The following is a 13768-nucleotide window of genomic DNA, read 5'->3' on the forward strand; positions in this document are numbered from 1 at the left end:
CTAGGAAGGGCGGATTTCGGCGGTTTCCCGGAGGAGGTGGCCCAGGCCGATCAGGGCCGCGTCGGGGCCGGCGACGCTCGCCTCGATGGACAACGACTGGGTCAGCGGGGGCAGGCAACGTTCGTAGAGCATGCCTTTGACGGCCGCCACGTAGACGTCCAGGCTCGACAGTACGCCGCCGAGGACGACCCGGTCGGGGTTGAGGAAGTTGACCAGGCCCGACACGGCCACGCCGAGCAGCCGGCCGGCCTGGCGGACGAGGGTCACGACGGCCGGGTCGGCGTTGTCGACGGCGTCGATGACGTCGCGGGTGCTGGCCACGGGCAGGCCGCGCCCGGCCAGTTCGCGCACCAGTGCGGCGCCGCTGGCGACGGTCTCCAGGCAGCCGCGGCTGCCGCAGGAGCATTCGCGCTCGCCGCTGTCGGCCACGCGCACGTGGGTGACGTCGCCGCTCAGGCCGCGCCCGCCGCGGTAGATCTGGTCGGAGCTGATCAGGCAGCCGCCGATGCCGGTGCCGGCCTTGATGTAGATCATGTCGCCGGCCTCCCCCCGGGTGACGTGCTCGCCGATCGCCGCGGCCTTGGCGTCGTTGTCGACGACCGCGGTGACCTCGAAGCGCCGGCGCAGGTCGTTCTGGACGTCGTACCCGCTCCAGCCCGGCATGCGGGCCGGGCCGATGAGCCGGCCGTGCGGGAAGTCCACCGGTCCCGGCAGGGCCATGCCGACGGCGAGCAGCCGGCGGCCGGGCGCGTGGGCGGTCCTGACGGTGTCGAAGGCCGCGGCGACCTTGTCGAAGATCGCCTTCGGCCCCGCCCCTATGTCGACGGCGAACTCCTCGGCCGCCAGCAGAGCTCCGGAGGGGGAGCAGAGGCCGACGCGGGCGTGGCGGCCCCCGAGCTCGGCCACCGCGAACACGCCTCCGTCCTGGCGCAGCCGCAGAATCCTCGGACGGCGGCCGCCGGTGGAGACGCCCACGCCCTCCTCGAGGATCGTGCCCTCCTCCAGCAGGCGGCGGACCACGCTGGAGACCGTCGAGGGAGCCACCTGGAGGGTCTCCACCAGATCCGCGCGCGAAGCGGCCTTGCCGCTGGCCAGCAGGCTCAGGGCCTGCTCACGCAGACTAGCGGGGTCCGACATGCCTCTCCTCCCAGACGAGCACCACGGATGCTCATCATCGAGCACGAAGACGATCATCGGAAGATGCCGCCGTCGCGGACTCTACCTCGAAATAAGTGTGCCGAACAAAGCTGATTTTTCGCATTGACTTACTACTTGTCCCTCTATACATTCTCCGAACTGAAGGACAGAAGAGCCCTTGAAGGGCACGTCCACGTCTCGACGAGGAGAACCATGGGGACGAGAACCCGCATCGTGTGCGGCGTGGTGGCCGTCGGGCTCGGATTGACCGCCTGCAGCGCGGGCAGCGGCTCACAGCAAGGCGGCAGCACGCAGCAGGGCGGCGCACAGGCCAAGGACACGGTGACCGTGGCCCTGCGCACGCCGAACTGGATCCTGCCGATCTCGGCCCCCGGCTTCACCCAGGGCGAGAACGACATCTTCGGCACCGCCCTGTACCGCAAGCTGTACAGCTACAAGCTCGACGGATCCAGCCCCGACAACATCAACCCGGAGCGCTCGCTGGCCGAGCCGCCCGAGGTGAGCGACGGCGGGAAGACGCTGACCATCACGCTCAAGGACAACACCTGGTCCGACGGCAAGCCGATCACCACGAAGGACATTCAGTTCTGGTGGGATCTGGTGACCACGAACAAGGACAAGTGGGCGTCGTACCGGCCGGGCGGCTTCCCCGACAACATCTCCGCCTTCAAGGTCAAGGACGACAAGACCTTCTCCTTCACCACCAAGAAGGCGTACAACGCGGCCTGGTTCGTCGGCAACCAGCTCAACCGCATCGTGCCGCTGCCCCAGCACGCCTGGGACAAGGGCGGCGACGCCAAGAAGACCTTCGAGGAGCTGACCGCCGCCTCCAAGGACCCCAAGTCGTACGCGACGAACCCGCTGTGGAAGACCACCAGCGGCCCGTGGAAGCTGGAGAGCTACGTGCCCAGCGGCGAGGTGGTCCTGGCCAAGCAGGACGCCTACTCGGGCCCCGACAAGCCGAAGCTGAACAAGATCGTGCTGCGGCCGTTCACCGGCGACGACGCCGAGTTCAACGTGCTGCGCGCCGGGCAGATCGACTACGGTTACATCCCGCCCGCGAACCTGTCGCAGCAGTCCTACCTGGAGTCGAAGGGCTACAAGACCTCGCCCTGGTACGGATGGTCGATCACCTACCTGCAGCTCAACTTCAACAACCCCAAGACCGGGGTGCTGTTCAAGCAGCCGTACCTGCGCCAGGCGCTGCAGATGCTCATCGACCAGCCCACCATCAGCAAGGTCATCTGGTCCGGCATGGCCGCGCCCACCTGCGGTCCTGTGCCCGCCAAGCAGGGCTCGCCGGCCGGCCAGGGCTGCGTCTACCCGTTCGACCCGGCCAAGGCCAAGCAGCTGCTGGAGAGCCACGGCTGGACGGTGACCCCCGACGGGCAGACCTCCTGCGCCGACCCCGCCCTGTGCGGTGAGGGCATCGCCAAGGGCACCCCGCTCGACTTCACCGTGACCAGCCAGTCGGGCTTCTCCGCGACCACCAAGATGTTCGCCGAGATCAAGTCGGCGATGGCGAAGGTCGGCGTGCAGCTCACCATCAAGGAGGTGCCCGACTCCGTCGCGGTCACCCCGGCCTGCAAGCCCGACGAGTCCAAGTGCGACTGGGACATGTCGTTCTTCGGCTCCCAGGGCAGCTGGTACTACCCGGCCTTCGCCTCCGGCGAGCGCCTGTTCCAGACCGACGCCCCCGTCAACCTCGGCAGCTACAGCAACCCCGAGGCCGACGAGCTCATCGAGAAGGCGCAGTTCTCCGCCGACGCCGGGGCCCTTCAGGAGTACAACGACTTCCTGGCCAAGGACCTGCCGGTGCTCTGGATGCCGAACCCCGTCTACCAGATCTCGTCGTACCGGTCCGAGCTCCAGGGCGTGGACCCGCAGGACCCGATGAACCTGATGTACTTCCAAGACTGGTCCTGGAAGAGCTGACCTTTGACCCGCTACCTCCTCGCCCGTCTGGGCCAGGCCCTGGTCATCGTGATCCTGGTGACGCTGATCACGTTCGTGATCCTGCACCTGCTGCCCGGGGGCGCGGCCAGGGCCATCCTGGGCAAGGAGGCGACGCTGCAGCAGATCGCCTCCTTCAACCACGAGATGGGGTACGACCGGCCGCTGTGGGAACAGTACGCGCTGTACCTGCGGCGGCTGGTCGGCGGCGACCTCGGCTACTCCTTCCAGCTCAACCAGTCGGTGGCCGAGGCCATCACCCAGCGCCTGCCCAAGACCATGCTGCTGTCGCTCGGCTCGACGCTGATCGCGGTCGTGGTGGCCGTCCCGCTGGGTGTCATCCAGGCCGTACGGCGTAACCGCTGGCCCGACTACACGATCAACGGGCTGTCGCTGCTGGCGTACGCCACGCCGATCTTCTTCATGGGTCTCATGATGATCATTCTGTTCTCCCAGGTGTGGCCGGTGCTGCCGCCCGAGGCCCCGCAGGGCTTCACGATGGCGGAGGTGCTGGCCGACCCCGCCGGGCTCGTGCTGCCCACGCTCACGCTGGCGATCCTCACCGTCGCGGTCTACTCCCGCTACATCCGCTCGTCCATGGTCGACAACCTGAACGAGAACTACGTCCGTACGGCCCGCAGCAAGGGCCTTTCCGAGAGCCGCGTCATCGTCGGGCACACCCTGCGCAACGGCCTGTTCCCCGTCATCACCCTGCTCGGCATGTACCTGCCCGCGCTGTTCAGCGGCGCCCTCGTCGTCGAGCGGCTGTTCAACTACCCGGGCATGGGGCTGCTGTTCTGGCAGGCGGCGCTCAAGCGGGACTACCCGATCCTGCTCGGCGTCACGCTGCTCATCTCGGTGGCGACCGTGATCGGCGCGCTCGTCGCCGACGTGCTCTACGCCGCGGTCGATCCGCGCGTACGGCTGAAGGCGGCACGCTCATGACCACCCAGGAAGAGGCGGAGCCCGTACGCGGGATGTGGCGGCAGGGACTTGAGGTCTTCGCCGAGAACCGGCTCGCCCTGGCCGGCGTGGGCCTGTTCGTCCTGCTGGCCGGCTTCAGCTTCCTCGGGCCGCTGTTCTACCAGACCGACCAGGTGCACACCGACCTGACCAAGGTCTTCCTGGCCCCCGGCACGGACGGGCACCCGCTCGGCGCCGACGGCGTGGGCTACGACCAGCTCGGGCGGATGATGCTCGGCGGACAGACCTCCATCGTCGTCGGGCTGGCCGCCGGCCTGCTGGCCACGGTCGTGGGGACCGTCTGGGGCGCCATCGCCGGGTTCGCCGGCGGCTGGGTCGACGCCGTCATGATGCGGCTGGTCGACGCGATGATGTCGATCCCCGCGCTGTTCCTGTTCATGCTCATGGCCTCGATCGTCACGCCGACCGTGCCGATGCTCATCGTCATCATCGGCGCCTTCGCCTGGCTCGGCCCGGCCCGGCTGGTCCGCGGCGAGGCGCTCTCACTGCGCACCCGCGAGTACGTGATGGCGATGCGCGGCATGGGCGGCACCGGCGGGCGCGCGGTGCGCAGGCACATCATCCCGAACGCCATCGGCACGGTGATCGTCAACGCGACGTTCCAGGTCGCCGACGCGATCCTGTACGTCGCCTACCTGTCGTTCCTCGGCCTGGGGGTGCCGCCGCCCGCGGCCAACTGGGGCGGCATGCTGTCGGACGGCCTGTCGGACACCTTCAGCGGCCACTGGTGGCTGCTGTACCCGCCGGGAATCGCCATCATCCTCATCGTCCTCGCCTTCAACTTCATCGGCGACGGGCTGCGGGATGTCTTCGAGGTCCGCCTCCGGCGGCGTTAGCAGGAGGAACCGTACATGGCCCCCAATGAGCCGCTGCTGCGGCTGCGTGACCTCAGCACCGACATCGCGCTGCGGCGTGGCGCCGTGCACGCGCTCGACCACGTCAATCTTGAGGTACGGCAGGGCGAGACGCTCGGCATCGTGGGCGAGTCGGGCAGCGGCAAGACCATGACCGTACTGTCGATCATGGGCCTGCTGCCGACCGGCGGCCGCGTCGTCGGCGGGGAGATCCTCTTCGACGGCCGCGACCTGCGCGGCCTGGAGGCCCAGGAGCTGCGTCGGGTCCGCGGCGTCGAGATGGGCATGGTCTTCCAGGACCCGCTCACCTCGCTGAACCCCACCATGCGCATCGGCGCCCAGGTCGCCGAGCCGCTACGCGTCCACCAGGGCGTCGGCAGGGCGGAGGCGCGCGAGCGGGCGATCGAGATCCTGCGCCGGGTCGGCATGCCCAGGCCCGACAAGATCGTCGACGACTACCCGCACCAGCTGTCCGGCGGCATGCGCCAGCGCGTGGTCATCGCCATGGCGCTCATCCGCTCGCCGCGGCTGCTCATCGCCGACGAGCCCACCACGGCTCTGGACGTCACCACCCAGCGCCAGATCCTCGAACTCATCGACGACCTGCGCGAGGAGTTCAAGATGGCGGTCATCCTGGTCACGCACGACCTCGGGGTGATCGCCGGCCGCGCCGACCGGGTCGCCGTCATGTACGCCGGCCGCGTCGTGGAGACCGCCACGACCGCCGAGCTGTTCCGCGCGCCGCGCCACCGCTACACCGAGGCGCTCATGCGCGCCCTGCCCGAGTCCGCCGGAAGCGGCCGGCTCTACAGCATCCCCGGCCTGCCGCCGGACCTGTCGCGGCCCCTGACCGGCTGCCGCTTCGCGCCCCGCTGCGGCTTCGCCACCGACGAATGCCGCACCACCGACGTCACCCTCACCGGGGACGGGCACGCGTTCGCCTGTCTGCACCCCGTCACCGACCGCACCACGATCGCGCCGTCCACCGAACGGGAGCCGAGCACGTCCGGCGCCTCCCAGCCGATCCTCACCGTGCGCGACCTGGTCAAGGAGTACGACGCCGGCGGCTCGGGCCTGCGCGGGGCCGCGGCCAGAGTCAGCGCCGTCGCGGGCGTCTCGTTCGAGGTCAAGGCGGGTGAGACGCTCGGCATCGTGGGGGAGTCCGGGTGCGGCAAGTCCACCGTCGGCCGTCTCGTCGCCGGACTCGAACCGCCCACCAGCGGCGAGATCGTCGTGGACGGCGCCGACGTCGCGACCCTCGACCGAGCCGCCCGTCACCGCATGCACCGGCAGGTGCAGCTCATGTTCCAGGACAGCTACGCGGCCATGAACCCGCGCATGCGCATCGACTCCATCCTCACGGAGCCGCTGGAGATCCAGCGGGTCGGCGACTCCGGCGCGCGCCGCGCCCGGGTGAGCGAGCTGCTCGACCAGGTGGGGCTGCCGCGGCGGTCGCTGGAGCGCTACCCGCACGAGTTCTCCGGCGGGCAGTTGCAGCGCATTGGGCTGGCCAGGTCGCTGGCGTTGCGGCCGCGGCTCATCGTGGCCGACGAGCCGGTCAGCGCCCTGGACGTGTCCGTCCAGGCGCAGGTGCTCAACCTCATGCGCGACCTGCAGCGCGACCTCGGCCTGTCGTACGTGTTCATCAGCCATGACCTGTCCGTGGTCGACTACATGGCCGATCGCATCGGGGTGATGTACCTCGGCAAGCTCGTCGAAGTGGGGCCCGCTCACCAGGTGGTCCGGGCCGCGCGGCACCCGTACACGCAGGCGCTGCTCGACGCCGTCCCCACGCCCGACCCCGGGCGCACGGCCGGCGCGGGCTCGGCCATCCGGGGGGAGCTGCCGAGCGCGGTCAACCCGCCTACCGGGTGCCGGTTCCGTACGCGCTGCCCCCTGGCGCAGGACATCTGCGCCACCGAGCCGCCGCTGGCGGGCGCGACGCACCAGGTCGCCTGCCACTTCCCGCTCCGCCAGGAGGCGGCGGCAGCCGCCTCCTGACCGTGTGGCTCACCAGCGTTCGGCCAGCCCGGCGTTGATCTCCGTGAGCAGCAGCGTGGCCGTGATGTGGCGGGCGCCCACCGGCTGCGTCAGCGTGGCCTGGGCGTGCCGTACGGCGTCGCCCACGGTCTCCAGTCCGAGCGCGACGGACTGCGGCGTGTGGATGGCGGTGCTCGCGTGGATCCGGCGGGTGGCCAGGTTCAGGTAGGTCGCCAGCAGTTCGGCGCGCAGGGCGCGCGGCTGCAGCAGCGGTATCCCGACCGCGTGGGCGAACTCCGCCTGCGTCAGCCGCCCGTCGGCGGGTGAGGTGTCGTAGCGCTGGTCGGTCGCCTGGACGCGGGCCAGCGCCTCGGGGGTGCGCAGCGACGGGAAGAGCGTCCAGACGGCGAGCGGCCTGGGGTCGCGCGTGGCGGCCGGGAGCGTGATGCGCGTCTGCGCCGTGGCCTGTGCCGGGGCGTAGGGGCAGTCGCCGCCGTCGCCGAAGGAGAGCGAGACCGGCACGGTCACCGTCGTCCCCTCCTCCAGCAGCAGGCTGGGCCGGGCGTCGAACGTGACGGCGCCGGACGCTCCCGGAGCGACCGCGCTCAGGTTCCAGCGCAGCGTGGTGGTGCCGTCCGGGTCGCGGGTGACGGCGTCGGGCGGCGTCTCTGGCGTCGGCTCGTAGTACAGACCTTCGGGCAGGGTGGCGGTCAGCGCGGCGTCCTTCGAGTGCCCGCCTCCGGTGTTGCGGTAGCTGATCGTGTACGCGAAGGGATCGCCTCCCGTCACGCCGGCCTGCACCGTCAGGGCCGGGCGGCGGACCGTGGTGGCGGCGGTGGCGGTGTTGTCGGTCATCGTCCCGCTCTCGGCGTACCCCGCGGCGTTGACGCCCGCGACCGTCGCCGTGTTGGTCAGCACAGTTCCGTCCGCCGTGCCGCACGGCACGGTGTAACTGAAGCTCTCCCTGGCCGAGCCGCCGGCGGGCAGGTCGGCGAGCGAACGGGTGATCCGCGTTCCGCCGGGCAGGATGTCGTCGATCGACACCCGGGTGGCCGTCGCCGGCCCCTTGTTGCCGATGGTGACCGTGTAGCCGAGGGTCTCGCCCGGAGCGGCCTGCTCCTTGTCGACGGTCTTGGCCACGGTCAGGTCGATGTGCGGGTTGAGCGCCTCGGCGGCTTCCTCGGTGATCTCGGTGGTGCCGCTGCCGAGCACGCCCTTGTGCGCGCCGTCGGGGAACATCGGGCTCTTGCGGAAGTCGAAGTTCAGGTGCTCCCAGTCGTTCCACGCGCGTAGCCGCTGGCCGGGGGAGGCGGGGCAGGACTTTGTGTCGCCCTTGAGATCGATGTGGTTGACGTCGCCGGTCGCACCCTGCTCGTTCCTGCCGTCGCCGTTCCAGTCGACCGCGAGACCGCCGTCCGTGGTCTTCAGTTTGCCCCCCACGCCGTAGACGACCGTGCGGTTGCCGGTGCCGGGGACGGCGGCGCTCGTCTCGTCCAGGCCCCCGTCCTCTTCGAGATGGGCGCGCTCGTGTTCCTGGTAGTCCAGCGGCCTGCCGGGGTTGTCGGCGCCGGCGAACTGGTGGGTGTAGTTCATCACGCTGAGGTAGTTCGGCTTGCAGTTGAAGCTGTCGACGCCGCCGTGCTGCAGGCCCAGCGTGTGGCCGAGCTCATGCATGAAGGTCCCGGCCTCCACCGAGACCTGGCCCTCCCGATCGTTGATCTCCTTGCCGTCCCAGAGGCCCAGGGTGATCACGAAGTCGTTGCCGCCGGGCAGCGCGATGCCGGCCAGGGTGGAGCCGTTCACCCGGTCGATCGTGTCGTCTCCGACCTCGGCCTGCCCCGACTGGGTACCCTTGCCGGTCAGCCCGTGCGCGGAGACGGCGTACCGGAAGACCAGCCGCTTGGCCCCGAGAATGTTCTCGCAGTTGCGGGAGATCCGGTCGAGCACGTCACCGAAGGCGCCGTCGCACGTGTACGCCTCGGAGCCGGTCCTGAGGTCGTCGAAGTCGTCCCAGGTCCCGGGAGCCTTGGTGTCGAACGAGATGTCCTCCGTCTCGGGGATCTGCTCGCTCTTGAGGACGTGCAGGGTGATGCCCCGCCAGGCGAACGCGTCGACGACCTGCCTGATCGCCGCGTCCGACAGCTCGCGCGGGCGCTTGCAGGATGTCGTCTCGCATCGCATCCAGTCCAGCTCGACGAAGATGTCCTTGCGGCCGGGGTCCGCGTTGTACGGTGCCGCGTTCAGCGCCAGGTCGACGGTGCCGTCACCGTCGTAGTCGATGCCGTCGCGCTCCCAGGAGTCCAGCAGCCCGTCCTGATCGCCGTCCGGGGCCTCCCGGACGCGCAGCATCGTCCCGCAGGTCCCGATCGTCGTGTCGCCGGTCTGCGACGAGGTGATCTTCACCCGCAGCCCCGTCGTCTCGCCCGGTCCCTGGCCGTACGCCGGGGGCAGGTTGATCTCGGCCTGCACCAGCCCCGTCTCCTTGGCCAGGAGCTGGCGGTGGAAGACGGTGGGATGCCAGTAGTGGAAGTTCGCCTCCACCATCGACTCGAACCAGGCGCTTTCGTCGCTGCTGTTCAGGTAGGTGATCCGGATCCGCGGTCCCTCGCCCTCCCGGACGGCGACGGGGGAAGGGTCCAGGAACGTACAGTCCGCGCTGACCGTTCCGGCGGCGGTGTGAGCAGTGTGAGCGGCGTGGGCGGCGGGCACGCCGGATAAGCCGGCTGCGATGATCAGGAGCAGGGCGAGAAGGGTGCGCATGACCGCGAGTGTCGGCCAGTCGGACCCGGATCACCTGAGTAGCCCCTACTCAGGTCCAACAACAGCACGGCTGGCAGAGATTCTGGTTCGAGCGGGACACCAAGCGTCGAATGCAGCGATTCAAGGACGAGAACGTCGCCTGCGCATACTTCTTCGACCAGGTCACGGCGAGCGTTCTGAGCTGGGCCATGAACGGGCGGGTCTGGTTGCCGCGGCGGTGCTCAGTTCTGCAGCGGCATGAGGTGGTCGGCGAACTCGTCGAGCCAGCGTTCGGCCGAGGGCACGGGTGCGGCGGGCCGTACGACGAACTTGGTGATCCCGGCCGCGACGAAGCGCTCGATCAGGTCGCGGGCGGCGGCCCAGCCGATCGGGACGATCTCGGCGGGGTCGGCGCCCGGGTTGCGCCTGGCGATGGCGTCGATCGCGGTGGCGGGGATCTCGGTCGCGGCCACCGCGAGGCTGGTGCCGTAGTGGTCGGCCTCGATCTCGCGGCCCGCCTCAGCAGCGTGCGCCGCGATCGCCGTACGTCCGGCGGCGGCCTGGTCAGGGGTGAGGAAGCTGGCCAGCCAGCCGTCGGCGAGCCGCCCGGCCCGGCGCAGGGCGCGCTCTCCGCTGCCGCCGACCCAGATGTCGAGCGGCTTGGCCGGCAGCGGGCCGACCCCGGCGTTCTCCACCGTGAAGAACTCGCCGTGGAAGGTCACCTTCTCCTGCCGCAGGAGCAGCCTGAGCAGTTCGAGCGACTCGTCGAACACCGCACCGCGCGGCCCGGGAACGGGGAACGCCTCCCGCTCGGCGGGCCTGGCCGGGGTCAGCCCGAACGCCGGCAGCACCCGCTTGGGGGCGAGCGCGGCCAGAGACGCGAGCTGCTTGGCCACCCGCACCGGGTGACGGCCCGGCAGAATCGCCACCCCCGTGCCGACTTTCAGCCTGCGGGTGGCGGCCAGGGTGTAGGCCATGCCGACCATGGGCTCGACGGACGGCCCGTGGACGATCTCCGACAGCCACAGGGAGTCGATCCCGAGATCCTCGGCCCGCTCGGCGAGCCCGGCGAGGTGGCCGGGGGTGTCTCCAGGGGGCGGCGCTATCCCGATACGTACCTTCATCCGCTCATTATCTGCTCGTCTGCTTGGCCAAGGCGGTTCACGCCGAACGCCCCGTGTTCACCAGATGTGCCGGTCAAGCTCCGCTGGGTTCGGCGCGGAGGGCGGACAGCAGGGCTCGCCTGTCCACGTGACCTGTCTGGCTGCCCACATAGACGGTGCCGGCGACAGGATAGGTCGGCATGAACGCGCGGTCATCGGGTCGGCATGGGTCTTCGGGAGCGGGAGCGGGAACGTGAAGCGCGAGCATAGTAACGTCATCATCCTGTCCGAATACGGACAGCATTTGGGCGATGAGGTAGTCGAGCAGTAAGTCTGGCATTTTCACAACGTTTTTCGGGGCCATGCTCGCAGCCGCACAGAGTTCAGCGAGTCCGGCATCGAGCCCGCGCTTCCTGCTCTTTACGAGTCCGTCAGAATAAAGAACGGCAGTATGGCCAGCAGGTATCAGAAAGCGGACTTGCCCGCGGGGACTCGGCCAACCCAGGGGAGGGCTGGGTTCAACGTCACATAAAGTTGCCGTCCCCTTCGGCGAGATCAGCAAGGGAGGCGGATGGCCCGCGAGAGCCAGCGTGCACTCGCCGGTGGTGGGCTCGACGAGCATATAGGCCAGAGTGGTGATCTGTTCGTCGCCCTCGAACTGGTGGAGTTGGTCCAAGCCGGTGAGCACGGCCGCGGGCGGCGGGTTGGTCAGCGCCAGCGCCCGTATAGCGTTGCGGATACGGCCCATGCCGGCGGCGGCCTCGACGCCCTTGCCCATGACGTCGCCGACGACGGCCGCGACGCGCCCGTCCTGGAGCACGAAGGCGTCGTACCAGTCGCCGCCGACCTGGACGTGGCGGCTGCCCGAGCGGAGGCGCTGGGCCAGCATCAGGCCCTTGACCACCGACAGGTCGTCGGGCAGCAGGCTGCGCTGCAGTGTCTCGGCGGTGCGGTGCTCACGCTCGAACAGTGTGGCCCGCTCGACCGCCAGTGCGCACTGGCTGGCCAGCGCTTCCAGGAAGACGCCGTCCTCGCGGGAGATCTTCTGCGGGCGCGTGAAGGAGAATCGGAGCGCTCCCAGGGCACGTCCCGCGGCGAGCAGCGGCAGGCCCACCCAGGCGCGCTCGTCGCTGTGGGCCAGGAACCAGGCCAGGTCCTCCTCGTCGCCGCCCGCTTCGAGCAGCTGGGCCTTCAGCGACTCGGGGGACTCGGCGAACACGGGCCGGCGGCGGTTGACCGCCATGGTCATCACGCTGGAGTAGGACAGCGGGATCTCGTCGCCTATGGCGCCCTCGCCGTTGATCAGCTTGAGCGCGGCATGGTCGGTGTCGAGCAGCGCGACCGCCGAGCGGTCGGCGGCCAGGGCGGTGCGGCCGACGTCGATGATCACCTGCACCACCTGCTCGACCGTCAGCGCTTCCGCCAGCATGGCCGTGGCGCCCTGCAACCGCGCGGTACGCAGTGTGGCGGCGCCGAGCTGGTCGGTCAGCCTGCCGCGCATCTCCTCGGCCTCGCGTTGTCGGGTGACGTCGGTGTTGACACCGATCCACTCCACCAGTCGTCCGTGGCGGATGATCGGCACGGCGCGCACCTCGAAGTGGCGGTAACCGCTGGCCCTGGTCCGCACTCGGCAGTTCCACTCGAAGACGTTGTGCTCACGCCGGGCTTCCCGCCAGGCGTCCTCGGTTCGTTGGTGTTCCTCGGGATGCACGACGCCCAGCCAGGTGTCGGTCAGGTATTCCTCCAGGCCCTGGCCGGTGATGGCACGCCACTGTGGGGCGTCCTCGATGGCGACTCCGGCGGGCGAGGTAATCCACACCACCTGCGACTGCGCGGCTGCCATGTAAGCAGTCGCGCTCCGCCAGCTGACCTGATCGTCAACGACGTCAGCGGCGGATCCGCCCCCATCGGGCTGCTGGGTCTCCAGCTGACTCAGAAGAGCCTCCATCTCCTGAACACGATCTTCAGCTTGGAAGGCTCTGCCGCGGGCGAGTGCCAGTTGCTCGGTCAGGCGATCGATTTCTTCGAGGTATTGAGCGCGGTCGTGGTCCCACGCGACCCGAAGCCGATCAGTCTCGCCGAGCACAGCCTCGAGGGCGTGAGTGCGCTCATTCAACTGTTGTTCCAAGTTTTGGGCATAGCGTTCCGCCTCCTTCCAGCGCGTGACCGCGATGTCCAATTCATCCGTCGCCTTCCTGAGGCGGTATTCGTGGGGATGCGCCACTTGGAGAGCCGCCAATTGGAGGTTGGTCAAGTGTTCGCGGACTTCCTCTGTCACTGATTCACCCGAGGCTGTACGCAGAGCCAGGATCTTGTCGAGAAACCATCGGTCAGTGGGGACTCGCTTACCGCTGAGGTACCGGGAAACGGTGCCCTTGTCGATCGGATGAAGTCGGGAGAACAGGCAGATCGAAATGCCCAACGCGGTGAACTGCGCACGCAGTTCTGTTACCCAGGCCATCGTCTGTGGGCTGAGGCCGGGGCTCAATGGAGCTAACGCAACAGGACGGCGGGCAATCTCGCTCATCTGTCCATCATCCGGGTTCGGTCACGTCCTTCCCGTCAGTTGCGCCTTCCCGGGCGTTGCCAACTGTCTGCAACCCCGCGGCGGTGGTGTTGCAGTGTGGCGCAACGCCCGAGGACTCTGGCTTTCTTGGACTCAGGGAGTCGCCTTCCGGCTCCGGTATGGCCTGGCGCGACATCAACGCAAGGAGTCCATGTGCACTGCCCCGTTCGTTCGACCTCTCTGGTGCTGACCGTTCAGAGCGGCCGATGAATCCTGACCGTGTCGTCTTGATAACGGTGGCGACCGCGGCAGTCATCAGTATCGCCGCGGCTCTCATGATCGCGGACGGTTCCACGTGGCCGTCAGCCCTGCTGTACGGGCTCGCCGCCGGCGGGGCCACACTGTGGGGACTGCTCAGCTGGTTCGGCGGCCACCAACCCTGAAACGAACCAAGCCCGCGCGGTTGATGGCCTCACCGCACCCGCAAGCGG

The 13768-nt window shown here is 69.2% G+C and carries 8 protein-coding genes; 4 read left to right on the top strand and 4 right to left on the bottom strand.

Features of this window, described 5'->3' with window-relative positions; translation table 11 throughout:
• A complete protein-coding gene (locus AB0C27_RS52210) occupies positions 1–1137 on the bottom strand; it encodes an ROK family transcriptional regulator (RefSeq protein ID WP_357862102.1) in 1137 nt (378 codons plus the stop codon).
• A 213-nt stretch (positions 1138–1350) separates the two neighbouring features.
• On the opposite strand from AB0C27_RS52210, the gene AB0C27_RS52215 reads away from it, so the two are divergent.
• The 4 genes from AB0C27_RS52215 to AB0C27_RS52230 are packed head-to-tail and all read left to right on the top strand — an operon-like array spanning position 1351 to position 6950.
• Positions 1351–3093: a peptide ABC transporter substrate-binding protein gene (locus AB0C27_RS52215; protein ID WP_357862104.1), complete on the top strand. Its 1743-nt coding sequence runs from the start codon at positions 1351–1353 to the stop codon at positions 3091–3093.
• Between the two features lie 3 nt (positions 3094–3096).
• On the top strand, positions 3097–4056 hold the full coding sequence (locus AB0C27_RS52220; protein WP_357862106.1) for an ABC transporter permease: 960 nt from the start codon (positions 3097–3099) through the stop codon (positions 4054–4056).
• Positions 4053–4931, top strand: coding sequence for an ABC transporter permease (locus AB0C27_RS52225; RefSeq protein WP_346102968.1), 879 nt, complete (start codon positions 4053–4055; stop codon positions 4929–4931). The genes AB0C27_RS52220 and AB0C27_RS52225 overlap by 4 nt, the downstream gene beginning before the upstream one ends.
• Positions 4932–4946: 15 nt before the next feature.
• Positions 4947–6950 (top strand): ABC transporter ATP-binding protein, encoded by a 2004-nt coding sequence (locus AB0C27_RS52230; protein WP_357862108.1) that lies wholly within the window; start codon positions 4947–4949, stop codon positions 6948–6950.
• Positions 6951–6959: 9 nt separating this feature from the next.
• On the opposite strand, the gene AB0C27_RS52235 is transcribed toward AB0C27_RS52230, so the two are convergent.
• The 3 genes from AB0C27_RS52235 to AB0C27_RS52245 all read right to left on the bottom strand — a co-directional run bounded on the left by AB0C27_RS52235 (position 6960) and on the right by AB0C27_RS52245 (position 13298).
• On the bottom strand, positions 6960–9689 hold the full coding sequence (locus AB0C27_RS52235; RefSeq protein ID WP_357862110.1) for a CARDB domain-containing protein: 2730 nt from the start codon (positions 9687–9689) through the stop codon (positions 6960–6962).
• Positions 9690–9910: 221 nt separating this feature from the next.
• Positions 9911–10792 carry a TIGR03854 family LLM class F420-dependent oxidoreductase gene (locus AB0C27_RS52240; protein WP_357862112.1) on the bottom strand — a complete coding sequence of 294 codons (882 nt, stop codon included), beginning with the start codon at positions 10790–10792 and terminating at the stop codon, positions 9911–9913.
• Between the two features lie 73 nt (positions 10793–10865).
• Positions 10866–13298 carry a SpoIIE family protein phosphatase gene (locus AB0C27_RS52245; RefSeq protein WP_357862114.1) on the bottom strand — a complete coding sequence of 811 codons (2433 nt, stop codon included), beginning with the start codon at positions 13296–13298 and terminating at the stop codon, positions 10866–10868.
• Positions 13299–13768: the final 470 nt, after the last annotated feature.

The sequence above is a fragment of the Nonomuraea sp. NPDC048882 genome, assembly GCF_040649755.1.
GTDB lineage: Bacteria > Actinomycetota > Actinomycetes > Streptosporangiales > Streptosporangiaceae > Nonomuraea > Nonomuraea maheshkhaliensis.

Excerpts from the sequence above, each read along its gene's own strand:
- AB0C27_RS52235 (WP_357862110.1), bottom strand. The coding sequence starts at position 9,689 with ATGCGCACCCTTCTCGCCCTGCTCCTGATCATCGCAGCCGGCTTATCC.
- AB0C27_RS52215 (WP_357862104.1), top strand. The coding sequence starts at position 1,351 with ATGGGGACGAGAACCCGCATCGTGTGCGGCGTGGTGGCCGTCGGGCTC.
- AB0C27_RS52230 (WP_357862108.1), top strand. The coding sequence starts at position 4,947 with ATGGCCCCCAATGAGCCGCTGCTGCGGCTGCGTGACCTCAGCACCGAC.
- AB0C27_RS52240 (WP_357862112.1), bottom strand. The coding sequence starts at position 10,792 with ATGAAGGTACGTATCGGGATAGCGCCGCCCCCTGGAGACACCCCCGGC.
- AB0C27_RS52210 (WP_357862102.1), bottom strand. The coding sequence starts at position 1,137 with ATGTCGGACCCCGCTAGTCTGCGTGAGCAGGCCCTGAGCCTGCTGGCC.
- AB0C27_RS52245 (WP_357862114.1), bottom strand. The coding sequence starts at position 13,298 with ATGAGCGAGATTGCCCGCCGTCCTGTTGCGTTAGCTCCATTGAGCCCC.
- AB0C27_RS52225 (WP_346102968.1), top strand. The coding sequence starts at position 4,053 with ATGACCACCCAGGAAGAGGCGGAGCCCGTACGCGGGATGTGGCGGCAG.